Origin of the sequence: Bacillus thuringiensis (assembly GCF_001595725.1) — a bacterium.
GTDB lineage: Bacteria > Bacillota > Bacilli > Bacillales > Bacillaceae_G > Bacillus_A > Bacillus_A thuringiensis_K.
Map to the genome: position 1 here is coordinate 1611794 of NZ_CP014282.1, position 24260 is coordinate 1636053.

The window sequence follows — 24260 nt, forward strand, 5'->3', positions numbered from 1 at the left end:
ATAGTAGATTAACGAAATAAAATGTACACTAAGTTAAAGGATGACTATATAAATAGTGTACTACATGAATCAAATTATAGACTTGAGAAAATTTTCTTTGAACGCATAGTTATGTGAGACAATGGCTAAGGAAAAGTATTCCATTACATACAAAAAATAAAAAAGATGAGAGAAAAAATTTTCTCAGACGTTATATAGGGTGTAAAAGCTTTTACAAAACAATAAGGGGAATCGCTACATGAAATCAAATGAGAAAAATTTTATAAAGAGATTACAGCGGCAAAAAGAAGACGCGTTAGAATTTGTTGTCGATACATACTTACCACTCATAAAAGGAATCACGCATAAAGTTCTTCTTCCAGTTCAAAATGATGGACTCATAGAGGAATGTGTAAATGATATTTTCCTATCCATTTGGAATAACGCAAATAAATTTCATGGAGAGCCGAGTGATTTTAAAAAATGGATTGCAGCGATTGCGAAGTTTAAAGCAATTGATTATTACCGGAAATCGACTAAAACAGTAGAAATCATTTCAGATGAGTTTCATATCAGTACAGAAAAATCAGCGGAAGACGAATTAATCGTTATGGAAGATAGGGAAGAATTATTGAAGCTCATTAATCAATTAGAACCGCTAGATCAAAAGGTGTTCATTATGAAATATTTATTTGGTATGAAGACAGAGGAAATAGGTGACCAGTTAGGATTAACTCGGGCAGCAATTGATAATCGAGTGTACCGGGGGAAAAAGAAACTACAACAAAATGCTACGAATATTAGTTTTGGAGGTAGTGTAATATGAAAGACATTTATGAACTATTAAATGATATTGATATAGATGAAAAAGAACTAGAGGAAATTGAGACTTCTGAAATCGAAAAGGAAAAAGTAAAACGAAATGTAAAACAATCGATACGTACGAAGAAAAAGATGAAAAGTTGGAAAAAAGGTGTCGCTGCTGCATCTATTTTAGTAGGATTATCAATTGCAACACTCGGTATCGGATTTCCTACATATGCTGGGGGATTGCCAATTGTAGGTGACATATTCCGATTTTTAGATAATGGTAGAACAGGGTTATATGAAAACTCTAAAGCTGACGCAGGGAAGATAATGGAGCCTCATTATAATTATAAACAATACGCTACAGTACTAAATATGACAAAAGAAAGCAAGGGAATAAAGATAACGATTAATGATGCGATTTTTGATGGGAAGACAATATCAATAAACTATTCTATAGAAAGTAACAGAGATTTAGGCGAGAATCCAATTACGTTGGATTTTTTAACTATTAAAGGAGCAGGTGCCCAATCAGGTAGCAATAAAATTACTAAAGTCGCAGATAGAAAATATACAGGTTTAATCAAAACAAGTAGCGATCTAGTTGGTAGTAAAGAAACTATAGTAAATGTTGAATGGATTGTACAAAGTATAGCCATTTTAGAAACTGAAGAAGAGATAAAAGGGGATTGGAATTTTAATATTAATCTAAAAGGAATAGAAAATAAAGAGCAATTGATTGGAGGTAGTACAGAAAAAGATGGTGTCAAAGTAAATATGGAGAGAATGGAAATAACACCAATTTCGTTTATTCTATACTACAACCAAGAAGTATCTCAAGAGATAAGGGGTGTATGGGATGGAGTAGATGTCGATTTAGAAGTGAGAGATGATTTAGGTAATCAGTATTATGGAGAAGGAAATGGAGGTTCAGGTGAAGATTCTTATAATTTTAATTGGAGTAAAACATTCCAACAACTTAATGAGAACGCTACTAAGTTAATAATAACACCTCACGTTAATTTAAGAATCCACACTTCTGAAAATTATGAATCGGTAACAATAGTTGAAGGACAAGTAAAGGAGCGTTTTGTACCTCGAAGACTGGGAGGCAATCAGGCTATTGTGTTAGATAATATTGTAATCGACTTAAAGAAATAAAAGAAAGACTGCCTAAAACCATTAGGCAGTCTTTTTTACATCAATAACTAGTTACGAGTAACGCATGCGGATGCTGCGTTTTATATTCATCTTTCCACGGAATGTTTAGTTGTTCCCACGATTCGCCGCTATCATTGGATTGAAAGACGCCATTGTTATTTAACGTGTAGAACGTATGTGGTTCGGCTTCGTTTGTAGCAAACATCGAAATGACTGTACCGATTGCAGATGGTAGTCCTTGTTGTACTTGCTGGAACGGAGTATCTTTCGTTTTTCGATAAATATAAGATTCATAAGGGATACGATGATGAGCGAGATCAGCACTTGGCGCGGCAGAAACGAGAATCGTATCACAATCAGCTGGATCAATTGCCATGCTGTATAAATAATGATGTTCAAGTCCTGCACTACATGAGATCCAGCTGTTTCCATTGTTATAACTCTCAAGATAAGCACGATCAGGTCCGCCCATAAATCCGTCACCACATGATGCATAAAGGCGATTTGGTGCTTCAGGGTGCATAAGTAATTGATGAGCATCAATAGGAGCACCGAATTTTTTATCAATCCATGTATGCCCTTTATCGTTACTTTGAATAACAGCACCAGCTTCGATTGAAACGTGTATTGTATTAGGGTTGTTTGGGTCAACTGTAATCCAGCGTACGTGATGGGTAAAAGGTCTAGGCGGAAATGCCCACGTATAAGAAGATAATAATGATTTCATATTTTTAAGTTCAGTCCACGTTTCACCACCATTTTCAGAGCGAAATAAAGCGCTTGGTTCTGTGCCGACATAAACGACACCATATCCGTTAACTTGTTCATTAGAGCTTATTGTTATGGAAGTGATAGAGGAGTGCAAAATACCATCTTCTTTAGGGAAATCAAAGTAACGATAAGAATCTCCAATTGGTCGCCATGAATCCCCACTATCGTCACTTAACCATAGACCTCGTCCAAATGTTCCGCAATATACACGGTTTGGGTGGAACGGATCAACAGCGATACAGGTAGGTTGCATACTTTGTAAGTGATAAGTCGTTTCATAGTTATCATTGTGTTCTTTCACTACAACAAGTTCACGTTCCATACAGAGAAATAAACGTTTCATTTAAGTAACCTCCTTAAAAATTCTTTCATTAGTAAACAATATGAAAATAAAAAAGAAGTAGTCTTGTTTTATTTGAGAAAAAGGGATTGTTTAAAAAATAGCGAAGTGTGTATACAGAGGAAGCGGGCGTTTACAATCAGTCAATTCGGGATAAAGATGGGGAGTTTGTTTCATACTAACATACAGATATTGTACTTAAAGGAGTATAAGTATGGGACATTCGCATGATCATGGTCATTCAAAAAATAAAAAGGCGTTACTAATTGCCTTCCTACTAACAACAAGTTTTATGATTGCAGAAGTTATTGGTGGATTTGTAACAAATAGCTTAGCACTACTATCTGACGCGGGGCATATGCTAAGTGATGCAGTATCTTTAGCTTTAAGTTTACTTGCGTTTAAGCTCGGAGAAAAAACAGCAACAACTGTGAAAACATATGGATATAAGCGAGTCGAAATGTTAGCAGCATTATTTAACGGTGTCGTTCTTATTGTCATTTCGGTATACATTTTTATTGAAGCAATCCGTCGTTTTAAAGAACCAGTTGAGATTGCTAGTAATGGGATGCTCATTATTGCAGTCCTTGGTCTGCTTATTAATATTTTATCAGCCTGGATATTAATGAGAGGCGGAGATGTGAAAGGTAATTTGAATTTAAGAAGTGCTTTCCTGCACGTACTAGGCGATCTATTGGGTTCCGTCGGAGCGATCATTGCTGCATTACTTATTAAATTTTTCGGATGGACTGCTGCAGATGCGATTGCTAGTATTCTTGTGTCTATTTTAGTCATTATTAGTGGATGGCGTGTAACACGTGATACGGTTCATATATTAATGGAAGGTGCACCACAGCACATAAATGTTGAAGAGGTAAAAAATACATTATTAAATATTACGATTGTAAAAGAAGTTCATGATTTGCACATATGGTCTGTCACATCAGATTTTCAAGTATTAACATGTCATCTTATTATTAAAGGGAATGAAACGCAAAGTGTATTAAAAGAGGCTACGTATGTATTAAAGGAGAAATTTCATGTAGAACATGTCACCATTCAAGTAGAAATAGATGGTGAATTTAATCATGATGAGACAACTTGCAAAGTATGAAAGAAAAAGGATAAGAAAAAGTGTCATAACATTTTTCGCACGGCATACATATATATAATGTGGCCACAAATACTTTGCAAGGTAAATATTTCATGAAATTACTTTACTTATAAAGAGTCATCTTTTATAATCAGAAGTGGTAATTGATAAAGATTATCATTTTCAATGATCGTAGAAAGGAGTTTTTTAAAAGATGAGTAGTCAACTCCGTTTTGCTGTTGAAAATCGTAAGAGGCATTTAATTGATGAGTTAATTGGAGCAGGTGTGTTTAAGATTCGCGACCGACAATTATACGAGCTGTCTTTAGAGGAATTGGAAAAAGAGTACGAAGATATGGAAGATTATGCAAATATCCAGGCATAGCTATATAGATTAGTAAAAGGAGAACTGGTTACGATTTTGTGTAACCAGCTCTCCTTTTATTTCGTAGAAATTATTTTTTGTATTTCTTTCATGGGACGGAGCCAGTTTTGGGTCATTATTTGTTCCATTTGTTTTTCGTCCTGCTTCTGTAATGCTTGAATGATAGAGTGATGTTCTTCAATAGATTGACTTGCTGGAACAAAGTTTTGGAAAAACAAATATTCAAGACGTAAAACGTGAAGTTGCATATTTTCTAGAAAGGGTTCAATATATTGGTTTTTAGCAATAGAAGAAATTGTATTGTGGAATTGTATATCTAATTCTAAAGCTTGTTTTGCGTTTTTTTTCTCTATAGATTGCTGAAAATGCTCATTTATTTCAGAAAGTAGTTGAATATCAGCGTCTGTAATGTTTTGAAGAGCTTGCTTTCCTATAATAGAGTGAAGACCAGCCATCGTTTCATAAATGATAGATACGTCGTCTAACTTAATAGGAGCAATTTTCGTTTTTTGCCCTGGTACCATTTCCACTAATCCAGAAAGCTCTAATATTTGAAGTGCTTCTCTTACAGGTGTTCTGCTTACTCCTAGTGCCTCAGCCAATTCCCCATCATTAATTTTTTCATTGGGCTTCAGTACACCTTCAATAATCCAATTTTGTAGTTGATTTAAAACGAGTGATTTTGCTGAAACTCTTCCTGGTTTTATATAATTTTGAGGGACAGGCATAGTGAATTCAATCCTTTCATTGTATATTTTCCTTTTTTACATGAACAAGCTTTAATTTTTGTTTCCCTTCATCCGGCTTTTGGCTTAAGATGAGTACCATTACAATGACACAAAAAGCGCCTAATAACTGAAAAGATTGAAATGGCACTTGCAATATAAGTACAGAAGAAATAATAGCTGCGAGTGGTTCTGTGCAACCAAATAATGTTGTTTCTTTCGGAGTCAGGTATCGTATGCTGTCTAAGTATAAATAAAAGGCAATAAGTGTCCCGAAAATGACGACAAATGTGATGAGCGGTAGGGTACTTAGTTTTACATATTTCATAGTTGATAATAAAATGAATTCGTTTGTAGAAGTAAAGTGTACAATCGTTACACCAATACCCCCAATAATCATGCCCCATCCAACGATAACGGAGGAAGACCATTTTTCTAACAATTCCTTTGAATATAAACTATAAAAAGCGAGAGATAATCCAGATAAAATCCCCCAAATAATAGCTGGTGTAGAAACAGCCAAGTTATGAACAGACCCGTTTGTTAGTAAGAGAAAAGTACCTACTAATGAAAGGGTAATTGAAATGAAATCAATTTTTGATGGACGAACGTTCCATTTGAAAAGTAAGTATACAGTGATGAATATAGGAGCTAAATATTGTAATAATGTTGCCACGGCAGCATTTCCTTCTTTAATTGAAGCGAAATACGTATACTGTACAGCAAGCATACCGAATAGACCGAACAAAATCATTTTAATAGCATCAGATTTTTGTTTCCAAATGCCAAATATCTCTTTTTTTCTCGTTCCGAATGAGGAAATAATGAGCAAAATAATTCCAGATATAAGTAAACGGATCGTAACTAACCATTCGGTTGAAACATTGTCATATTGAAAAAGTTGTTGTGCAGCTGTTCCAGACAAGCCCCATAAACAAGCACCGATTACAACCATAATGATTCCTTTTAAACGATTCGAATCCATAATGTATAGAGTCCTCCTTTCAAGAAATATATCGTATACAATATGCAATATATCACGAAAAGAATTAAAAACAAACTGAAATTTCTTACTTAATGTAAAGTTGTTATTCAAATTAAAGATGTGTGTTAGATCAGAGAACGATAAAATAGAAAGGCTTCCGTTTACAGAAGCCTTTCTATTTTGAATTATGAAGTATAAGTAAAAGCTGGAATAGGATCAACAAATATATCCCAATCTTGTTTCATTTCTTTCTCTGTTAATAGACAACTATCTAATGATTGTTCAATTAAAGAACGGTTCATATCAATTCCGATAAATACGAGTTCGGTTATTCGATCTCCATATTGTTTATCCCAGTTTTTCAATACTTCTGGTTCTTCTGTAAACATTTGATTTCTTTCAGTTTCAGGTAATGCCGCTATCCACTCACCGGCTCCTTGAATTATAATAGAGGAACCTGCTTGAGATAGAAGCCCTATCATATTATTACGAGATGCCAGCCAGAAGAATCCTTTCGCTCTTACAACATCTAAAGGCCATCTTTCTAGCCAATTCATAAGGCGCTCGGGATGGAAAGGATATTTGCGGCGGTAAACAAAGGAATTGATACCGTATTCTTCCGTTTCCGGTGTATGATGGTCACTATTTAATTCTTGTATCCAGCCGGCCGATTGACTAGCTTCTTCATAATTAAATAGATTTGTGTTTAAAATTTCTTGTAATGGTACTTTGCTAAACGAAGATTCAAGAACTTTTGCATTAGGATTTAATTTTTTTAGTAAATGATGAAGCTCTATCACATCTTCTTTTTCTAGCAAATCTATCTTATTAAGAATAATTACGTTTGCAAACTCAATTTGATCTATTAATAAATCAATAACTTCCCGGGTATCATTCTCATCGATTGCTTGTTTTCGGTCTAATAAACTTTCTCCATCTGCAAAATCATCCCAAAATCTATTTGCATCTACAACTGTAACCATCGTATCGAGGCGACAATTTTTCGTTAAATCAATGTTAAGAACTTCGTCTGTATAAGTAAACGTTTGAGCAACTGGAATAGGCTCACTTATACCAGAAGATTCAATAATAATATAGTCAATATCACCATTTTCCACAAGACGATTCACTTCTATCATTAAATCTTCTCGTAGTGTACAACAAATACAGCCATTTTGAATCTCTACTAGTTTTTCCTCCGTACGTGAAAAACCACCCTTTTTTATAAGAGATGCATCAATGTTTACTTCGCTCATATCATTAACGATAACAGCTACTTTTAAGTTATTCTTATTAGTTAAAATGTGATGTAGTAAGGTAGTTTTTCCAGATCCTAAAAAACCACTTAATACAGTGATAGGTACTTTTTTCATGAAATGATCTCTCCTTTAAATCGTAATGATTACGTTTTATATTAAACGATGGGAAAAGAAAAATCAATAATAAATCATAATGATTACGATTTAAGAATAGAAATAGACTATAAAATTTGTGCTGTAGTATGAAGGCATTTGGACAAGCACATGTTTACATATAAATAAAATGGAGGCGAGAAGCTTGGTCTTTAATAGAGTTTCAAAAGAATTAGTAGGCATAGCTCTTATCGCTATGTTTCTCTTTTTATTATTTTTTGTAGATTTTACAAGTCTAGCAAATTTGCACAAAAATATGCCACAGGAATGGTTGAATGTGAATACAGTATTTTTAAGTATCATTTTTGAAGCAATACCCTTTATTTTATTAGGGGTAATTGTTTCTTCATTTATTCAAGTGTTTGTGACGGAAGATATGATTCAAAAAGTAATGCCGAAATCTCCGATTGTTGCAATGATTCCAGCAGTATTTGTGGGAGTTCTTTTTCCAATGTGTGAATGTGTCATTATACCAATTGTAAGAAGGCTCATTCAAAAGGGGCTACCACTTCATTTAGGCATTGTTATTTTATTGAGTGCACCCATTATGAATCCAGTTGTTCTTTTATCTACTGTATATGCGTTTCAAAAAAATGATTACGTTGTATATACACGCTTTGGGATAACAATTCTAGTTGCTCTATTCATAGGTCTAATTGTGTATTATTGCTATCGCGAAAGAAATGTTTTAAAAGATGTAGAGGTTTCAGTTCAAACAAGCAAAAAAAAGAGTTGGAAAGGTGTTACGAATCACACTGTAGATGAGTTTTTTGATACTGGTAAGTATTTATTGATTGGTGCTTTTTTAGCAAGTGTATTTCAAACGTTTTTTGATCGGAATGTACTGGATGCAGTAGCACATAACGAAGTAATTGCCCCCTTTATTATGATGGGATTTGGTTATGTTTTATCAATTTGCTCTGCAGCCGATGCTTTTATAGCGGCATCTTTTGGACATGTCTTCTCAGTAAAGGCACTTCTCGCATTTCTTGTGTTTGGGCCTATGCTTGATATGAAAAATACGTTAATGCTATTTGCATATTTTCAAAAGAAATTTGTATTCTTTTTGATGGGAATTGTCATTGTATCTGTGTATACCATCCTGCAAATCATAATGTTATAGGAGGTGAGAAAGAATGGAGAAAGAGGAGCAGAAGGCATATCATCGCTATATTCGTGGAATTATTTTAATTGGTTTAGCAATGCTCTTATTTAAACTACTTGTAACAGGGAATATTTATAATTTTATCGCTCCAAAAATGATTAAATTTACGTATATAGCTTTTGTAGTGATTTTACTTCTTGGTTCTTTACAAGTTTGGAGAGAAAAAGAGGGTGATTGTAATTGTTGTAAGCACCATACAGCATTAAAATCAGGGATAAAAAGTTTCTTTGTATATGTTTTATTTGTTGTTCCGATAGTTAGTGCTTTTCTCTTTGGAAGTGTAACAATTGATGGAAGTTTAGCAGGAAAAAGGGGTATGAATCAAAGTGTACAGGCGAGAAGTATGGAAGGTAACGAAAAAGAGGGGAAACAGGATGATTTTGATGGGCAAGAGGTATTCGATGATCCAGATGAAACATCAAATTTATCAACGACTTATGAAACGGAAGAGCAAGTAGTAAAAAGTATGTTAGGACAACGAAAAATACAAGTAGAGGATAAGGATTATGTTCAAACAATGAGTATAATTGGTCAAAATGTAAAAGGATTTAAAGGGAAAGAAATTACATTCTCAGGGTTTATGTATAATGATAAGGATGTGACGGGTAATAAAGCGGTAGTGGCTCGATATGGCATAACTTGTTGTATTGCGGATGCATCAGTCTGGGGGATGATTGTTACGGGGAAAAATGTTGAAAATATTCCAGAAGAAACATGGGTGAAAATAACAGGATTATTAGATGAAACGACATATAAAGGAACAGTCTTTTCACTTGTAAAAGTAAACAAAATCGAGAAAATTAATAAGCCAACTGACCCATATGTATATGATGTTTTACCTCAATAGAAAAGAATAAATTCTTCATATTTTCATGAAATAGAATCATAATCATGGCGATAAAAAAATAAAGATAAGAGTAATTTGGTTTGTTAAAAATATGTGCAGAAGGAGTTATGCGATGAACTGGGTTACTCATAAACCATCATTTGAATTTGAAACATTTAGTCCTATTATTCGGTCACAATCTGCGTGGAGTGGACATTTAGATTTTGCATATGACTTAGTACGATTTGAAAAACCAGAAACTTTAGTCGAGCTAGGTACACATTTAGGAGCTTCCTTTTTTAGTTTTTGTCAGGGAGTAAAAGATGGAGGGTTATCGACTAAATGCTTTGCAGTAGATACTTGGGCTGGAGATGGGCACACAGGTCCATATGGAGAAGGGGTTTTTCAAATAGTAGAAAAAGTAGTGAGCGATAACTACCTTAATATAGGAAATTTAATTCGATCTACTTTTGATGATGCTGTAGACCGGTTTCAAGATGAAACGATAAATCTTTTGCATATTGATGGATATCATACGTATGAAGCTGTTTCTCACGATTATAACACCTGGCTGCCTAAAGTCGCGAAAAATGGTATTGTATTATTTCATGATATTGAAGTTAGAAGTGGTGATTTCGGCGTATATAAGTTTTGGGATGAGGTAAAAGCGAAGTACCCTCATTTTCAATTTGCGCATTCATATGGACTGGGAGTGTTATTTCCGAAGGGTTGTAGTGATAAGTTTGAGGAAATACTTAAAAATAAAGAAGAAATACAAAATATGTATAAATAAAGGTAGGGCATGCATCATTTTTATGATGTGTGTCCTATTTTTGCGTGGGAAATAATGGTGTGAATTAAAAAGTGAAGATAGTTGTAAAAAGTTTTGTTGCAGCAAATATTAAAAAAGTTAGTATGGGATTTTTCTTTGTAAATAAAGTGAAGCTTTAATACGTTCATGTCAGTCCGGGATGTTACAGTAGTTAATTTCTTACCTAAGTGCTTTGCGCTTACTGAATTTTAAGGCGGAGGTCTTATTGGCCGAAAATATCGGGATAAATAAAAATACAACATTTTTTATATTTTTCATTGCGAAAAACGTAATCTACTTTTACAATAGAAAGGGTTGTGAATATATTATACTGGAAAAATAAATCGAAATAATATGAAAATTTTGTTTTGTCTTCGCTAATTGTATATTACATACATGTAAGACGACATACGTCATGTTATCGACTTGTAAGGAGAGAAAAAAATGAAAAGTGTAAGATTACCATCGATGCTAGAAATCATAGTTCTTTTATTACTATTTCTTGCTGTTGTCTTTTCCTTCCAAACGATTTTTGATCTCCCAATTCAATTAGCGCTATTTATTTCATGGTTTTTAGTAATTGCGCTTGGATTAAGATTAGGATTTCGTTATCAAGAATTGCAAGATGCAATTACGAAAGGGATTTCTAACGGATTAGAAGCAATACTGATTTTAGTTGCAGTAGGTGCTTTAATTGGAACATGGATTGCTGGTGGGGTAGTACCAACATTAATTTATTATGGATTAGAATTTATTCACCCTAGCATATTCCTATTAGCAACATTAATTATTTGTTCTATAACTTCTATCGCGACAGGAACGTCTTGGGGAACAGTAGGAACAGCAGGTATTGCTATGATGGCGATTGGTGAAGGACTTGGTTTACCACTTCCGCTTGTTGCTGGTGCAGTTCTTTCAGGAGCTTATTTCGGTGACAAATTATCACCACTTTCTGATAGCACAGTTCTTGCAGCTTCTATGGCGAAAGTAGATGTTATTGCTCACGTTCGAGCTATGCTCGTATTAGATGTTCCGGCTTATATTATTACTAGTATTATGTTTACTGTAGCTGGTTGGATGTATGGCGGAGATAATGTTGATTTGAATCGAGTAGAATTTTTAAAAGAAGCTTTATTAAAGCAATTTGATATTAAAATATGGATGCTTGTTCCGGCGATCATTGTTATCGTTCTATTAGCGATGAAGAAACCGTCTATGCCAACAATTGCAATGGGAGCTTTAATTGGTGCAATTTGGGCAACTCTTTTCCAAGGGATGAACTTTGGAGAAGCGATTGGAACAGCTTATAACGGATTCTCAATTCAATCTGGTGTTGAGTTTGTTGACAAGTTATTAAACCGTGGTGGAATTAACGGTATGCTTGGCTCAGTAGCTGTTATTATTTTCGGTTTAGGATTTGGTGGATTACTTGAAAAACTAGGTGTTTTAAAAGTAATCGTATCAAAATTTGAGAAGAAATTAAATTCTGCAGGTAATGTAACGTTGTCTACATTAATCGTGGCATTCTTAGCTAATATATTTGGTTGTGCGATGTATGTATCACTAATTTTAACACCAAAAATTATGGAAGATAGCTATGATAAATTAAAAATAGACCGTCGTGTATTAGCACGTAACTCAGAAGTAGGTGGAACGTTAACTTCAGGTATGGTTCCATGGTCTGATAATGGTATTTTTATGGCTGGTATTTTAGGTGTAGCAACGTTCTCATACGTTCCGTTTATGTGGTTAAGCTTCGTATCGTTAATTTTAGCAGTTATTTATGGATATACAGGCAAATTCATCTGGTATGTAGATGATGCAGATAAAGGAAAGCAAGCATCATAAAATAAAAATCACCTTCTACAATATGTAGAAGGTGATTTTTTTATTTTGTAATAGCATCTGCTGAAGTTATTTCATTCTCATATTTAGCAATTTTTTGTTGTATCTTTTTTAAGTTTTTTTCAGTGTCTTGGATAAGCTGTAAGACATTGGTCTCCTGTTGTTTCATTAATTCCAACCGTTGAAAGATGGTAGATTCTCCTTCCATAGACCAGTCGATAAATTGTTTTATTTTTTGAATAGGCATACCAGTGTTTTTTAAACACAAAATCATTTCTAAATATTTGAGTGCTTCTTCATCAAAAACTCGATCTCCTTTTTCATTTCTTTGCAGAAAAGGGAACAGTCCTTGTTTATCGTAATAACGTATTTGAGAAATAGTTAAGTGTTGCATTTTGGCGACTTGCCCAATTGTATAATACATATCATTCATCCTTTTGTTACCAAGGTATAATGCCATTTTTATTTAGTATTTTACCATTATAGTTTGTTTCACTTAATGCATATTTAATAATAATTTTAGCACTTTCAGTGGTTGTATGGCCACCGGGGGAATTTCCATTAAGATCTGTAGTTGTAAAACCAGGAGTTACCCCAAATACTTCTGGACCGTTAGTAGCAAATTCTTTACTAAAAGCTAATGTTAAAGCATTAATAGCTGTTTTGGAAGAATTATATCCTAGTGTATTGATTGGATGTGTTTCACCATTAGCAAACATTGTTAGTGAGGCCATGTCAGTTGTTATATTTATTATTTTACTGTTGTTTGAATTCTTTAATAATGGTAAAAAGGCTTGTATCATTTGGAAAGTTCCAAAAAAATTAACTTCAAATCCTTGGCGTAAAGTTTCAATATTTAATTCACTAGGTAGTGTATTGAAGTCTAGCGCTATGCCTGCGTTATTAATTAATAAATGTAAGTGGTCAGTCGTTTCGTAAATTTTTTTTGTTGCTTCTTGAATGGATTGTGAATTTGAAATATCTACTTGAATATAGGAAACGTTTGAAACATTTAAAGATTCTACGGCTTGTTGTCCAAGTTGTTCATTACGAGCACCTAAAAATACGTGATAATCTTTTTCTGCTAATTGACGAACAAGTTCATATCCAATTCCTTTATTCGCACCTGTTATAAAAGCATATTTTTTCATATTGAATTCCTCCAGTAGTGTTATAGTAGGTTACAATGGAAAGGATACAGCCTAAACTTAAGTTTAGGTCAAGAGGAATTTTTTAAAATACATATAGAATATCTATATATAAGAGTGAGAATTCTTATCATTTAAGAGGAAGTCTGTTATTATAAGAGATGTAGGTAATATATTTTCAAGGGGATGAAAACATGGAGTACAGAATTGAAAGAGATACATTAGGAGAAATAAAAGTTCCAGCTGATAAATTATGGGCAGCACAAACACAACGTAGTAAAGAAAACTTTCCAATTGGAACAGAGCAAATGCCGCTTGAAATTGTAAAAGCATTTGCAATTTTAAAGAAGAGTGCAGCGCTTAGCAATCAAAAATTAGGAAAGCTATCACAAGAAAAAGCAGAAGCAATTGTAGAAGCTGCTGATGAAGTGATTGCAGGGAAATGGAATGAACATTTTCCGCTTGTCGTATGGCAAACAGGTAGTGGTACACAGTCAAACATGAATGTGAATGAAGTAATTGCAAATCGTGGGAATCAAATTTTGAAAGAGAAGGGATCTGACGTACATATTCATCCAAATGATGATGTGAACATGTCACAAAGTTCAAATGATACATTTCCAACGGCACTTCATGTAGCTTGTGTAATCGCAGTAGAAAATCACGTATTACCAGCAATTACGAAATTAAAAGAAACTTTAGCAGAAAAAGTAACTGCATTTGAACATATTATAAAAATTGGTCGTACACATTTACAAGATGCAACACCGTTAACTTTAGGACAAGAAATTAGCGGATGGCACCGTATGCTTGAAAAAACAGAGCGTATGATTGCAGAGAGCAATACATATATGAAAGAGTTAGCAATTGGTGGAACTGCGGTTGGAACAGGTATTAATGCTCATCCTAAATTTGGTGAGATGGTATCAGAGGAAATTAGTCAATTTACAGGTAAACAATTTGTTTCTGCACCAAATAAGTTCCATGCATTAACGAGCCATGATGAAGTTGTATATACTCACGGTGCATTAAAAGCATTAGCTGCGGATCTAATGAAGATCGCTAACGATGTACGTTGGCTTGCAAGTGGTCCACGTAGTGGTCTTGGAGAAATTATTATTCCAGCAAATGAACCGGGAAGCTCTATTATGCCAGGTAAAGTAAATCCAACGCAAAGTGAAGCATTAACGATGGTTGTAGCACAAGTGATGGGGAATGATGCAACGATCGGATTTGCTGCGAGCCAAGGTAACTTTGAGTTAAACGTATTTAAACCTGTTATTGCTTATAACTTCTTACAATCAGCCCACTTATTAGCGGATGCAATTGTTTCGTTTAATGACAATTGTGCAGTTGGTATTGAAGCAGATGAAGAAGTAATTAATGAAAATGTGAATCGTTCACTAATGCTTGTAACAGCGCTAAACCCACATATCGGATATGAAAATGCAGCGAAAATTGCGAAGCATGCTCATAAAGAGGGATTAACTTTAAAAGAAGCTGCATTACAATCTGGACTACTAACAGAAGAGAAATTTGATGAAATTGTAGATCCGAAGAAAATGATTGCTCCAAAAGAGTAATAGAAAAAGCCAAGGTTCTTAGTATAGAATCTTGGCTTTTTTGATGTTCATTTTTATGTTTCATCTACTTGCAATACTGCAAGTTTCAAAATATATTATTTGTTAGCAGGCGTATTCATTACTCTCATCTGTGGGCAGTTCTCTTTTAAGAGTGAAATGAATTTTTCTTCTTCTTGTGGTACGAAAGTGGTCACTGAGTCAAATAAATTATAATTAATTTCTAATTGTTGCCTAGTCCATTTTTTTGAACGAAGTTTTTTGCCAGAGTACTTAATATGGCGAATGTCTTTGAATGAGATTTCAGTACGAAGTATGAAACCGTGTTTTACAACAAGAGATGATTCCGTTACGTTGTAGTGAGAGAAATAGAATGAAGAAAGATTCACGATATTTAATAGCATCATGAGAGTGAAAAAAATAGAATTTTCATTTTGGAAGAATAACGAAACGAAAAAAATAATTATAAATAATGTAATGAAAATGACGTGGAATGGATTTTTTTTCGCTTTAAATTTCAAGTCAGTCACCTCGGTATACTTGTTCTTTAACTAAATTAAATCATAATATTGTAATAAAACGTATGAATATGCAGAATTGCATATTCATACGTTTTATTATTCATGTAAAATTTCTTGATGGGATAAATTCAAAAGAAGTTTTGTAATAGTGGAGTGGCATGAAGTGACTTACAAGAATAGAAAGATAGCGTTAGTCATAATTAGTTGTATGATGATTATGAGTAGTTGTGCTAATAAATTTGTTGAAGATAGAAATCGAAAGCATACATTTGTACGAGCAAGTAAAGTTTTAGTAGAGACTGTAAATAGAATATATAAAAAGTAAAGGATGTTTTCTTATACGAAAACATCCTTTTTGTCGTTAAAATTGAATACTGAAGTTTTGTAATGAGTGAATACAGGTTCCATATTCACTAATCGCATATGTATTCTGTGCAATTTGCTTAACGGTAAACCAAGGGTCTTGAAGAATATTCATATTCTATTTCACATTTTATAAAATGAATTTGTATAAACATATTCGCTTTTCGTTGTATTAAAGAAGTTCGGTAGATGTTTTTATAAAAGTTTATAAAATGGGTAAACGAAAGATTGAAATGTTTGTTTGCGTTGTGATAAGATGGTAAAGTGACAATAAACGTTATGGTAATTTGTTTGGTTTTAAAATAAACATTTTGAAGGAGTGTTTAGTGTGAATGATATTTCAGAGAAGTTTTGGGATGCGTCAATAGAAGAATTAAAGAAAGGGTATGTGTTTGATGAAGCAAAAGAGGAGTACATTTGCTTAGCTTGTGGTGAAACATTTATTAAAGGTGTTATTTATCAAGATAATCAAGTTTGGTATGAAGCAGAAAAGTTCGTCCAATTGCATATTCAAAATGAGCATACATCTATGTTTGATTATTTATTAAATATGGATAAGAAATTTACTGGTTTAACGGATTTACAAAAGAGAATGGTTCAGTTTTTCCATATGGGACTGAATGATAAACAAATTGTAAAAGAGTTGGATGGCGGAAGTACATCAACAATTCGTAATCATCGATTTACACTGCGAGAGAAAATGAAGCAAGCAAAAGTATTTTTAGCACTAATGGAATTATCAGAAGAAAAATCAAAAGTACAAACGAAATTTGTGCCAATTCATAGAACAGCAACGATGGTGGATGATCGATACAATATTACGGAAGAAGAAAATGATGAAGTATTAAAAGCTCATTTTACAGAAGGGTTAGATGGACCTCTCTCTAAATTTCCGAAGAAACAAAAGCGTAAATTAATTATCTTACGTCATTTAGTAAAGAAGTTTGATAGTAATAAAAAGTATACTGAAAAAGAAGTAAATACAGTGATAGAAAATGTATACCCTGATTTCGTAACTTTAAGAAGATATTTAATCGAATATGGATTTTTAGATCGAACAGCCGATGGAAGTCAATATTGGGTGAAGTTATAATCATGCGGAAGGAAAATGAATAGAAGCACAGTATTATAACAACTATACAAAGAGATAGATATTGAAAACAGATTTTTAATAAAAGGAGAAATGAAATTTGAAACCACCTGCAGATAACAATAAAGAAGGTGCGGAGTCACAAAAGTTGGAAAGTGAGAGTAAACCGATTTGGAAATCGATGTCTCTGTTTTTAGTACCGTTATTATTAAGTAATGTACTACAATCAGTTGGACAATTATTTGGTATGGTAGTAGTAGGAAGATGGCTTGGAGTTAATGATTTAGCGGCTATATCAGCATTCTTTCCTTTGTTCTTTTTACTTGTTTCATTCGTAATTGGTATCGGTTCAGGAAGCTCTATTTTAATTGGTCAGGCGTTTGGTGCTAAAAATGAAGATCGTTTAAAAGCTATTGTCGGTACTACGCTTACGTTTACTTTTATTATCGGAGTTGTATTAGCGATAATAGGTAGTATTTTTGCGATGGATATTATGCGTCTTATGGGAACGCCAGAAAATATTATTGAAATAAGTGTACATTATGCACGAATTTTATTTATATCGATGCCAGTATTATTTTTATATTTTGCATATACAACATTTATGAGAGGTACAGGAGATTCTAAAACGCCATTTTACTTTTTAATTGTAAGTACAGCGCTAAATATGATCTTATTACCGATTCTTATTTTTGGATGGTTAGGAGCTCCGAAATTAGATGTGTATGGAGCGGCCTATGCTTCTGTTATATCTACAGTTATTACGTTTCTTGTCATGCTTGTGTATTTAAAGAAGAAAAATCACCCACTACAACTAGATGGCACAGTAAGAAAGTATCTTCGAATGGACTGGGAGTTATTAAAGTTATTGCTAAGGCTCGGTATTCCAGCGAGTATTAATATGATATTAGTTTCATTATCTGAAATTGCCGTAATCGCGTTTGTAAATCGTTACGGTTCGGATGCAACAGCTGCTTACGGCGTTGTGAATCAAGTTGCAAGTTATGTGCAAATGCCAGCAGTTAGCCTTGGTATTACAGTTTCTATTTTTGCGGCGCAATCGATTGGGGGGAATCAATTTGATCGATTGCAGAAAGTTGTGAAGGCCGGAATTATTATGAACTACGTCATCGGTGGTGTGTTAATATCTCTTATTTACTTATTCTCAAGAGACATTTTATCACTATTTTTAACGAGTCAAACTACAATTGAAATTGCTCATAGCTTAGTTATGATTACGTTATGGAGTTATTTAATTTTCGGTCATGCACAAATTATTAGTGCGACAATGCGAGCGAGCGGTACAGTACTTTGGCCAACTGTTATTGGAGTTGTTTCAATTTGGCTTGTAGAAGTCCCCGTAGCATATTATCTTTCTTACCATACAAGTCTTGGAATAGAAGGCATCTGGATCGGGTATCCAGCAGCATTTATTGTCAGCTTAATATTACAGTATGCATATTATAAGCTTTCATGGCAAAAGAAACGAATTACACGATTAGTTAGTTAAATAGAAAAATGTCCCTAAGTAATTAGACTTAGGGACATTTTTTCGTAAGTGGAGGTTTACAAATAGCTTTTTAAAGTGATATCAAAATGTTGTCTAATGAGTGTTTGATCACTCATATAAAACTCCCACGCTTTTTCTGGTTCACCGATAATCTCAAAGGATTCCTCTGTAATATATAAAGCACAATTATCCTCCAGTGCAATTCCTTCTATATTCCCTTGATGATTTTGTAAAAAGGAATGGAAGGCGTTCATTCTGTTTAATTGATTATAATGTGGACAAAATCTTTTATTAACAATACCCCATCCGTTACTCTCTATATAACCAAAACCTTCATAATCTGATCGGATACTAGACGTGAACCAACACATAGCACCAGCACTATAACCAGCAATAAGTGTTCCTTGCTGTAGAGCCAATAATAATTTTTCATCAAGTCTATATTCTTTCCATTGTGTAAGCATGTGAATATAGTTTCCACCACCTAAATAAATTAAATCGGCTGAATGAATCATCTCGTCTATTTCATACTTAGAAGGTGAATCTGTTGTAATGCGTAAAATTTGTACTTCACAATGTAATTGTTTTTCAAACGTGTCTAAAAATAATTTTATATAGCTTTCATCATCATGACTAGCCGTTGGAATAAACAATATTTTTGGGTACTGTTTATTTGTTAATTCTATAAGGCGTTCATTAATAGGCAAGTGATTTGAATCTTGTAAATCACCGCCACCAATGACAGCTAATTTCATAGTAAAGCACCACCTAATCATTTTTGTTATATAAAAATTCGATAGAAGAGAGTTACATTCCTTCCGTAATGTAATCAATAATTAGAAAATATAGCTTAAGTATATCGGAATAGTAAAGAAACTACTGACTATATATACCAATGCATTAGAAACCATTCATTGATATATAATATTTCATACTAATGTTTCAAAATATGGAAAAAATATGTTTAAATAGATATAATGACGCATTCATTCATATTGAATTTATACTTATATTTTAAAAGGGTATCGGAAATAATAGCGATTTTCTAAAACAGTTTTTACTTTTAATAGGAAGTTTTATTACAATATGGTAAAATTATTTCAATATATTTATTTAATATGAAATACAAAGAAGGAGCGTGAAAAAAAGTGGATTTTCGATTTGAATTTACAACGAAGCTGAAAGAATACTTAGACGATGAGAAGGATGAAAAAATAATAAAAGATGGACATAGAGATGTAATTTTTCACTATTTATATGCGTTAGAGACTGAAATTGGCGTTGTTAAAAATCCTAATTTTACTTTTTTTGCATCAGGAAGACGTTCACATATAGTGTTAGAAAACGTTGAATTTAAAACAGAAGTAAATGTAAAAAGTAATATAATTGAAATTACAAAAATAGTGGATAATGTAGTTATTCCGTTAGATACTATCGTAGCGAAAGATCGGGAATTATTTGCCCTTGGGCGTAATGAGAAGTTTAGTGTACAAATATTAGAGCAGTATCTCTTTGATACATTTGGAGATAAGTTAGGCTTATAATGAATAGAATGAGGTACGTATTTATAGGTAGTGAATTTTAGTTTATATTACTTGCGTTTGACCTCTCATTTAATTTGTACTACAATTCGTAGTGTGAAAGGAGTCATACGATGTTTACGCAAAACTATAGGTTAAATGAGCAAGGATTAAATCATTTCTTTGGACCGCTTGAAGCGAAGATTATGGAGATTATTTGGTCTACTGAAGGTATTACTATTAAAGAAGTCCAGCGGAAGTTAAGTGAAGAATCGCCTGTGAATTTTAATACTGTTATGACAGTTATGAACAGGTTAGTAGAGAAATTACACTTAGAAAAACAGACTGTGAAAAGAAGTGGCATATATCGTGCTATACAAACGAAAGAAGAATTCTTATCTAATCAAACGAAGAAAATGACACAGGAATTAGTGGGGGAATTTGGAGATTTAGTTGTAACACATATGATAGATGAGTTAGAGCAGGCTGATCCGAATTTAATAAAAAAATTAGAAGACAAATTGAATCAGTTAAAAAAAGAGGATCGATGAAATGAAATGGCAAATGCGTAAAATCGTATTGTTAGCGCTCATTGTTAGTACCCTCTTTTTCAGCTTGTTATTGTATTATGTTACATATCCATTTCTCTTTCAAAATAGGGCATTATTCCTTTCAAAGTTTTGCTTGTTTCAGTTAGAAAAACATATGAAAGAACTATCAATGGTTCGTATTATAATAGCGGGGTTATTATTAATTACTGTATTGATTGTGTGTAAAAGAATTTGGCGGCAATTTTTCTATAGTAAAAAAGTACAAAAAGTACTTATCCCATTTATTAGAAAAGGGAAACAAATATATATATTGCCGACTGCGGAAGTTGCAGCGTTTACAATTGGATTATTCCGTCCGAAAGTTGTCATGTCAGAAGGTTTGCTTCAGACGTTTTCAGATGAAGAGATTGATGCGATTATTTTCCATGAAGAATATCATCAAAAAAATTGGGATCCGCTAAAATTATTTTGTTTTACGTTATTAGCAGAAGGAATGATTTACATCCCGATATTAAAAGAATTGTTACAACGATATCATACGTATCAAGAGTTAGCAGCAGATAAATATGCGATGCAAAAAATGGAATCTTCATTTGAGTTAGGTAGCGCGTTATTAAAATTAATTAAAATAAAGACAATGGAAAATCGATGTGTTACAGCTTCATTTGCAAAAACAGCAATAAATTTACGAATCGAGCAAGTGTTAAATGAAAAGGTTATTAAGCTTACTATTCCGTTACATACGAATTCGGTATATGTAACAGTAGGTTTATTCTGTATGTCGGTTGTACTTATTGTCGGAGAGTGCATATAGCCTCTTTTTTTAAGGATAAACACTACTCTATGTAGTGTGGATAGAGTAGTGTTGTTATTTATATCATTATACTTTTTATCGCTATATATATCTTGTTTATCATATATTACAGGTATTTTATTGTATACAAATCAAATGACGAAAATTACAGCATTCTTTATTCGTCTATTCGGTGGATTTACAGGTTTTTAAAAATGAGGAGGAAGAAAAGTGAAGAAACTAATTGCTATTATACTAGTAGGTGCTCTTGCTTGGGCGGGGGGTTAACTTTTATAATTCAAAGAAAGAAGAAAAGGAAAGAAAAGCAAGCAGAGTTACAAGAGAAAGAAGTATTACCACAAGTAGGTTTTAAAGCACCTGGCATCACATTAAAAGGATTAGACGGAAAGTTGCAGTCGTTAAATGATGCCAAGGGAAAACCATATATTATTAATTTTTGGGCATCATGGTGTGGGCCGTGTGAAATGGAGGCACCTGACTTAGTTCATATGTATGATAAATATAAAAAGGATGTTGAAATTTTTGCGGTGAATGCAACTGTTAGTGACCCAGTACAAGAAGCAAGCGCATTTGCTAATCGCTATGGATTTGAGTTTCCGGTTCTACTAGATATGGACGGAGTAGCTGGACTAGATTATAAAGTATTCTCTTTACCGACGACATTTTTTGTTAATAAAGATGGAATTATAGTAGATCATGTACGAGGTGTATTGCCACCAGATCAATTAGAAAAGAAATTTAAGAAATTGATTGAGAGCTAAAAGGGGATTTCGTGATGATGGAGTGGATCGTGAGATTACAACCCGTATCTCTTATAATTGGAAGTCTATTTGGATTTATGTTGATGAAACGAAAGATGAGGCATCAAAATGTATCATATGAAAAAATGATGGATGCCGTAACAAATGCGTTTCTTATCATCGTATTTGTATGGAAGTTTGCACCAGCAATTTTAAATCCTGTATGGGCTTTTGAGGCGCCAGTGCAAGCACTATTAGCTGTTGGAAGTATGCAACATATTGTAGTAGGATGCGTAATTGCTAGTGTATACATTGTTTGGAAAAGTAAAAAGGAACAATTTTTGCTTCGTATTTTACTTGATGTAATCCCTTTTGGATTGTGTGTGAGCACTATCTTTTATTTTCTATTACATCATGAAGTAGGTGCACCAACGACACTACCATGGGGAATGAAAATATATGAATCTAAACTATTATATCACCCTATTTTCGTATACGAGATCATCCTTGCTCTTTGTATAATGGGCTTGTTATGGATGAAAAATGAAAGGCTCGGAAATGGAAAGAATATAAGTATTTTTCTAATTGTTGAGGGGTTTGCTCAAATCATTATTTCGCTTGTTAGTGAACAAAATTCGGTTCAGTTTGGTCTATCAGCACAGCAAATAATGAGCTTTTGTATTATTAGTTTAGGGATTTTGTTAGTGCCGAAAAAATAAAAGATAGCCATGTACAGAGAGTATCTGTGTATGGCTATCTTTTATAAGCGTATTTCTTCATCATATGCTAAATCATTATATTGTAGAAATCTAAAAACCCCTTTATTAGGGGTTTTTAGGTTTCTATAGGTCTGCATGTGTTTCTTGTTTATCTGTATCCCATTTTGGAAGTTGTTTTGCTTGTTGATTTTCAGTGAAATTATTAAAGCCAAAAGCAAGTATGCATGTAAAGGTTAAAATAGCTAAACTAATCTTTTTCATTATCTTAGTGCCTCCTTAGTTAATAATTTTTGTTTTGCTTCGTAAGTTTTGAAAAAATATTTTTGAGATTTCTCTATTTTATTCACTTTATGAAATTCTACTGCTAATAATTCGTAATATTCTTGTGCATAATCGTATAATTCTTTACTGTTAAAATATGTAGTGCCTGCAATGATTGCGTTTTCTAAGTCGTCTAGAATACCAGTGTGTTGTGTTTTTAAGATAGTGAAATGGTGTTTATATTCTTGATTATTTAATTCATTACAAATTTCTAAGCCTTTTTGAACCCAATCGTTTGCAAGTTCTTTTTCATTTAAACTAAAATGTTCTTTGGCTTGTAGAAAATTGGCTTTTAGGTGTTTAGGTAATTTGTTTGTAACTATTGTAAGATGTCTAATAGCAAGGGTTGATAGATTTTGAGAAGAGGAGAGCCAACCTAAGTTATTTCGAACTTTTAAGATTAGTGTATCGTCTTTCAGCTTTTGTAAAATATTGATTGCTGAATTATAGTTCTCTTCGGCTTGTTCGAATTGTTTTAAATAAACAGAACATGAGCCTAAAATGTTTTCGCATAGAGCTATTTTAATTTCATAACGTGGATATTTTGAGAAGATCTCTTTCGCTTGATGTGCATAATTGATTGCTGTAAGTGGTTTGTTTGTATGGTGATTAAATATAGCAAATTTATATTTATATTCAGCTTCTTCTAGTTCGCCTGGTACATGTTTTAAAAGGGATTCAGCTTTTTCGTATTCTTTTTTTGCTTCATCATAATTTCCAATAATGGTAGCATGTTCAGCTTTAAAAAAGTGATAATAATAAGTAATAAAGTCTTCAGTTATTAGATTGTCGAAACGAACAATTTGACTAAAAGTATCATACTTAATGTTTGTCCAATCGGTTAGGACCTTATATTTAAAGTTTAGTAGGGAGTAGTAAAGTGATAGATTTTAATCAGCTTCAATTTTATTAATCTGTTTCTCTATTTTTTCTTTTAATTGTTTCGCTTCAATTAATTGCTCCGCTACCATTACTTGATATAAAATGTTTAATTCGTTGACAATCTGTTCATGCCCTTTTAATAACACACTCATTATATATTCCCCCATCCGATAAAAGTATCCTAATTTAATTATTT

Annotated in this window: 26 protein-coding genes and 2 pseudogenes; 18 read left to right on the forward strand and 10 right to left on the reverse strand. The window is 33.1% G+C overall.

Annotated elements, in window-relative coordinates:
- The first annotated feature begins 238 nt into the window (after positions 1-238).
- On the forward strand, positions 239-805 hold the full coding sequence (locus AXW78_RS08250) for a sigma-70 family RNA polymerase sigma factor (RefSeq protein ID WP_061883981.1): 567 nt from the start codon (positions 239-241) through the stop codon (positions 803-805).
- Positions 802-1947, forward strand: a complete 1146-nt coding sequence (locus AXW78_RS08255; RefSeq protein ID WP_046945475.1) for a DUF4179 domain-containing protein — start codon at positions 802-804, stop codon at positions 1945-1947. The genes AXW78_RS08250 and AXW78_RS08255 overlap by 4 nt, the downstream gene beginning before the upstream one ends.
- Before the next feature lie 40 nt (positions 1948-1987).
- Here AXW78_RS08255 and AXW78_RS08260 read toward each other — a convergent pair whose 3' ends face one another.
- The gene (locus AXW78_RS08260; RefSeq protein WP_000825305.1) at positions 1988-3061 is read right to left on the reverse strand and encodes a WD40/YVTN/BNR-like repeat-containing protein; all 1074 of its coding nucleotides are present in this window, start codon (positions 3059-3061) and stop codon (positions 1988-1990) included.
- Between the two features lie 211 nt (positions 3062-3272).
- On the opposite strand from AXW78_RS08260, the gene AXW78_RS08265 reads away from it, so the two are divergent.
- Together AXW78_RS08265 and fbpA are read left to right on the forward strand one after the other, a co-directional pair.
- Entirely contained in the window at positions 3273-4172 is a 900-nt protein-coding gene (locus tag AXW78_RS08265; protein WP_061883982.1) for a cation diffusion facilitator family transporter, read from the forward strand.
- A gap of 193 nt (positions 4173-4365) precedes the next feature.
- Positions 4366-4536 (forward strand): Fur-regulated basic protein FbpA, encoded by a 171-nt coding sequence (gene fbpA / locus AXW78_RS08270; protein WP_000098302.1) that lies wholly within the window; start codon positions 4366-4368, stop codon positions 4534-4536.
- Positions 4537-4592: 56 nt separating this feature from the next.
- Here fbpA and AXW78_RS08275 read toward each other — a convergent pair whose 3' ends face one another.
- From AXW78_RS08275 to AXW78_RS08285, 3 genes are all read right to left on the reverse strand, one after another.
- A complete protein-coding gene (locus tag AXW78_RS08275) occupies positions 4593-5264 on the reverse strand; it encodes a GntR family transcriptional regulator (protein WP_061883983.1) in 672 nt (223 codons plus the stop codon).
- A gap of 16 nt (positions 5265-5280) precedes the next feature.
- Positions 5281-6246: a DMT family transporter gene (locus AXW78_RS08280; protein WP_000378091.1), complete on the reverse strand. Its 966-nt coding sequence runs from the start codon at positions 6244-6246 to the stop codon at positions 5281-5283.
- A gap of 185 nt (positions 6247-6431) precedes the next feature.
- Positions 6432-7619 (reverse strand): GTP-binding protein, encoded by a 1188-nt coding sequence (locus AXW78_RS08285; protein ID WP_000757669.1) that lies wholly within the window; start codon positions 7617-7619, stop codon positions 6432-6434.
- A gap of 169 nt (positions 7620-7788) precedes the next feature.
- On the opposite strand from AXW78_RS08285, the gene AXW78_RS08290 reads away from it, so the two are divergent.
- The 4 genes from AXW78_RS08290 to nhaC all read left to right on the forward strand — a co-directional run bounded on the left by AXW78_RS08290 (position 7789) and on the right by nhaC (position 12308).
- Positions 7789-8781 carry a permease gene (locus AXW78_RS08290; protein ID WP_180986083.1) on the forward strand — a complete coding sequence of 331 codons (993 nt, stop codon included), beginning with the start codon at positions 7789-7791 and terminating at the stop codon, positions 8779-8781.
- A 13-nt stretch (positions 8782-8794) separates the two neighbouring features.
- Positions 8795-9670, forward strand: coding sequence for a TIGR03943 family putative permease subunit (locus AXW78_RS08295; protein WP_000409947.1), 876 nt, complete (start codon positions 8795-8797; stop codon positions 9668-9670).
- A gap of 112 nt (positions 9671-9782) precedes the next feature.
- Positions 9783-10442: a class I SAM-dependent methyltransferase gene (locus tag AXW78_RS08300; protein ID WP_001104670.1), complete on the forward strand. Its 660-nt coding sequence runs from the start codon at positions 9783-9785 to the stop codon at positions 10440-10442.
- A 462-nt stretch (positions 10443-10904) separates the two neighbouring features.
- Positions 10905-12308, forward strand: coding sequence for a Na+/H+ antiporter NhaC (gene nhaC, locus AXW78_RS08305; RefSeq protein ID WP_000843987.1), 1404 nt, complete (start codon positions 10905-10907; stop codon positions 12306-12308).
- Between the two features lie 40 nt (positions 12309-12348).
- On the opposite strand, the gene AXW78_RS08310 is transcribed toward nhaC, so the two are convergent.
- Together AXW78_RS08310 and AXW78_RS08315 are read right to left on the reverse strand one after the other, a co-directional pair.
- Entirely contained in the window at positions 12349-12729 is a 381-nt protein-coding gene (locus AXW78_RS08310; RefSeq protein WP_000291860.1) for a MerR family transcriptional regulator, read from the reverse strand.
- 16 nt (positions 12730-12745) lie between these two features.
- Complete coding sequence (locus AXW78_RS08315; protein WP_000759550.1) at positions 12746-13456, reverse strand: SDR family NAD(P)-dependent oxidoreductase; 711 nt, start codon at positions 13454-13456, stop codon at positions 12746-12748.
- Positions 13457-13647: 191 nt separating this feature from the next.
- Between AXW78_RS08315 and fumC the strand changes: the two genes are divergently transcribed.
- The gene (gene fumC / locus AXW78_RS08320) at positions 13648-15036 is read left to right on the forward strand and encodes a class II fumarate hydratase (RefSeq protein ID WP_000456624.1); all 1389 of its coding nucleotides are present in this window, start codon (positions 13648-13650) and stop codon (positions 15034-15036) included.
- 95 nt (positions 15037-15131) lie between these two features.
- Here the strand turns inward: fumC and AXW78_RS08325 are convergent, their stop codons facing one another.
- Positions 15132-15554 (reverse strand): PH domain-containing protein, encoded by a 423-nt coding sequence (locus tag AXW78_RS08325; RefSeq protein ID WP_000669074.1) that lies wholly within the window; start codon positions 15552-15554, stop codon positions 15132-15134.
- Positions 15555-15717: 163 nt separating this feature from the next.
- Here AXW78_RS08325 and AXW78_RS34310 point away from each other — a divergent pair, with 163 nt between their 5' ends.
- From AXW78_RS34310 to AXW78_RS08335, 3 genes are all read left to right on the forward strand, one after another.
- On the forward strand, positions 15718-15879 hold the full coding sequence (locus AXW78_RS34310) for a hypothetical protein (RefSeq protein WP_033672969.1): 162 nt from the start codon (positions 15718-15720) through the stop codon (positions 15877-15879).
- A 366-nt stretch (positions 15880-16245) separates the two neighbouring features.
- Positions 16246-17010 carry a DUF2087 domain-containing protein gene (locus AXW78_RS08330; RefSeq protein WP_000997949.1) on the forward strand — a complete coding sequence of 255 codons (765 nt, stop codon included), beginning with the start codon at positions 16246-16248 and terminating at the stop codon, positions 17008-17010.
- A 97-nt stretch (positions 17011-17107) separates the two neighbouring features.
- Positions 17108-18517: an MATE family efflux transporter gene (locus AXW78_RS08335; RefSeq protein WP_000804132.1), complete on the forward strand. Its 1410-nt coding sequence runs from the start codon at positions 17108-17110 to the stop codon at positions 18515-18517.
- A gap of 56 nt (positions 18518-18573) precedes the next feature.
- Here the strand turns inward: AXW78_RS08335 and AXW78_RS08340 are convergent, their stop codons facing one another.
- Complete coding sequence (locus tag AXW78_RS08340; RefSeq protein ID WP_000762113.1) at positions 18574-19272, reverse strand: peptidase E; 699 nt, start codon at positions 19270-19272, stop codon at positions 18574-18576.
- A gap of 393 nt (positions 19273-19665) precedes the next feature.
- Between AXW78_RS08340 and AXW78_RS08345 the strand changes: the two genes are divergently transcribed.
- The 6 genes and pseudogenes from AXW78_RS08345 (at position 19666) to AXW78_RS08365 (ending at position 22861) form a co-directional block, all read left to right on the forward strand.
- The gene (locus AXW78_RS08345) at positions 19666-20061 is read left to right on the forward strand and encodes a DUF3942 family protein (protein ID WP_000347526.1); all 396 of its coding nucleotides are present in this window, start codon (positions 19666-19668) and stop codon (positions 20059-20061) included.
- Between the two features lie 110 nt (positions 20062-20171).
- Entirely contained in the window at positions 20172-20588 is a 417-nt protein-coding gene (locus AXW78_RS08350) for a BlaI/MecI/CopY family transcriptional regulator (RefSeq protein WP_000495078.1), read from the forward strand.
- Position 20589: 1 nt separating this feature from the next.
- The gene (locus AXW78_RS08355; protein WP_061883985.1) at positions 20590-21402 is read left to right on the forward strand and encodes a M56 family metallopeptidase; all 813 of its coding nucleotides are present in this window, start codon (positions 20590-20592) and stop codon (positions 21400-21402) included.
- A gap of 48 nt (positions 21403-21450) precedes the next feature.
- Positions 21451-21594 carry a hypothetical protein gene (locus tag AXW78_RS34315; RefSeq protein WP_165375028.1) on the forward strand — a complete coding sequence of 48 codons (144 nt, stop codon included), beginning with the start codon at positions 21451-21453 and terminating at the stop codon, positions 21592-21594.
- Positions 21595-21612: 18 nt separating this feature from the next.
- Positions 21613-22163 (forward strand): annotated as a pseudogene (locus tag AXW78_RS08360) (TlpA family protein disulfide reductase).
- Between the two features lie 17 nt (positions 22164-22180).
- Entirely contained in the window at positions 22181-22861 is a 681-nt protein-coding gene (locus AXW78_RS08365; protein WP_116777577.1) for a prolipoprotein diacylglyceryl transferase family protein, read from the forward strand.
- 123 nt (positions 22862-22984) lie between these two features.
- Here the strand turns inward: AXW78_RS08365 and AXW78_RS34320 are convergent, their stop codons facing one another.
- Together AXW78_RS34320 and AXW78_RS35470 are read right to left on the reverse strand one after the other, a co-directional pair.
- Positions 22985-23122 carry a hypothetical protein gene (locus AXW78_RS34320; RefSeq protein ID WP_000724010.1) on the reverse strand — a complete coding sequence of 46 codons (138 nt, stop codon included), beginning with the start codon at positions 23120-23122 and terminating at the stop codon, positions 22985-22987.
- A pseudogene (locus tag AXW78_RS35470) lies at positions 23122-24216 on the reverse strand (tetratricopeptide repeat protein). The gene AXW78_RS34320 and the pseudogene AXW78_RS35470 overlap by 1 nt, the downstream one beginning before the upstream one ends.
- Positions 24217-24260: the final 44 nt, after the last annotated feature.

Bases quoted from the DNA above. Each gene is read 5' to 3' on its own strand.
- AXW78_RS08250 (WP_061883981.1), top strand. From the start codon at position 239: ATGAAATCAAATGAGAAAAATTTTATAAAGAGATTACAGCGGCAAAAA.
- AXW78_RS08255 (WP_046945475.1), top strand. From the start codon at position 802: ATGAAAGACATTTATGAACTATTAAATGATATTGATATAGATGAAAAA.
- AXW78_RS08260 (WP_000825305.1), bottom strand. From the start codon at position 3,061: ATGAAACGTTTATTTCTCTGTATGGAACGTGAACTTGTTGTAGTGAAA.
- AXW78_RS08265 (WP_061883982.1), top strand. From the start codon at position 3,273: ATGGGACATTCGCATGATCATGGTCATTCAAAAAATAAAAAGGCGTTA.
- fbpA (WP_000098302.1), top strand. From the start codon at position 4,366: ATGAGTAGTCAACTCCGTTTTGCTGTTGAAAATCGTAAGAGGCATTTA.
- AXW78_RS08275 (WP_061883983.1), bottom strand. From the start codon at position 5,264: ATGCCTGTCCCTCAAAATTATATAAAACCAGGAAGAGTTTCAGCAAAA.
- AXW78_RS08280 (WP_000378091.1), bottom strand. From the start codon at position 6,246: ATGGATTCGAATCGTTTAAAAGGAATCATTATGGTTGTAATCGGTGCT.
- AXW78_RS08285 (WP_000757669.1), bottom strand. From the start codon at position 7,619: ATGAAAAAAGTACCTATCACTGTATTAAGTGGTTTTTTAGGATCTGGA.
- AXW78_RS08290 (WP_180986083.1), top strand. From the start codon at position 7,789: ATGGAGGCGAGAAGCTTGGTCTTTAATAGAGTTTCAAAAGAATTAGTA.
- AXW78_RS08295 (WP_000409947.1), top strand. From the start codon at position 8,795: ATGGAGAAAGAGGAGCAGAAGGCATATCATCGCTATATTCGTGGAATT.
- AXW78_RS08300 (WP_001104670.1), top strand. From the start codon at position 9,783: ATGAACTGGGTTACTCATAAACCATCATTTGAATTTGAAACATTTAGT.
- nhaC (WP_000843987.1), top strand. From the start codon at position 10,905: ATGAAAAGTGTAAGATTACCATCGATGCTAGAAATCATAGTTCTTTTA.
- AXW78_RS08310 (WP_000291860.1), bottom strand. From the start codon at position 12,729: ATGTATTATACAATTGGGCAAGTCGCCAAAATGCAACACTTAACTATT.
- AXW78_RS08315 (WP_000759550.1), bottom strand. From the start codon at position 13,456: ATGAAAAAATATGCTTTTATAACAGGTGCGAATAAAGGAATTGGATAT.
- fumC (WP_000456624.1), top strand. From the start codon at position 13,648: ATGGAGTACAGAATTGAAAGAGATACATTAGGAGAAATAAAAGTTCCA.
- AXW78_RS08340 (WP_000762113.1), bottom strand. From the start codon at position 19,272: ATGAAATTAGCTGTCATTGGTGGCGGTGATTTACAAGATTCAAATCAC.
- AXW78_RS08350 (WP_000495078.1), top strand. From the start codon at position 20,172: ATGTTTACGCAAAACTATAGGTTAAATGAGCAAGGATTAAATCATTTC.
- AXW78_RS08355 (WP_061883985.1), top strand. From the start codon at position 20,590: ATGAAATGGCAAATGCGTAAAATCGTATTGTTAGCGCTCATTGTTAGT.
- AXW78_RS08365 (WP_116777577.1), top strand. From the start codon at position 22,181: ATGGAGTGGATCGTGAGATTACAACCCGTATCTCTTATAATTGGAAGT.
- AXW78_RS34320 (WP_000724010.1), bottom strand. From the start codon at position 23,122: ATGAAAAAGATTAGTTTAGCTATTTTAACCTTTACATGCATACTTGCT.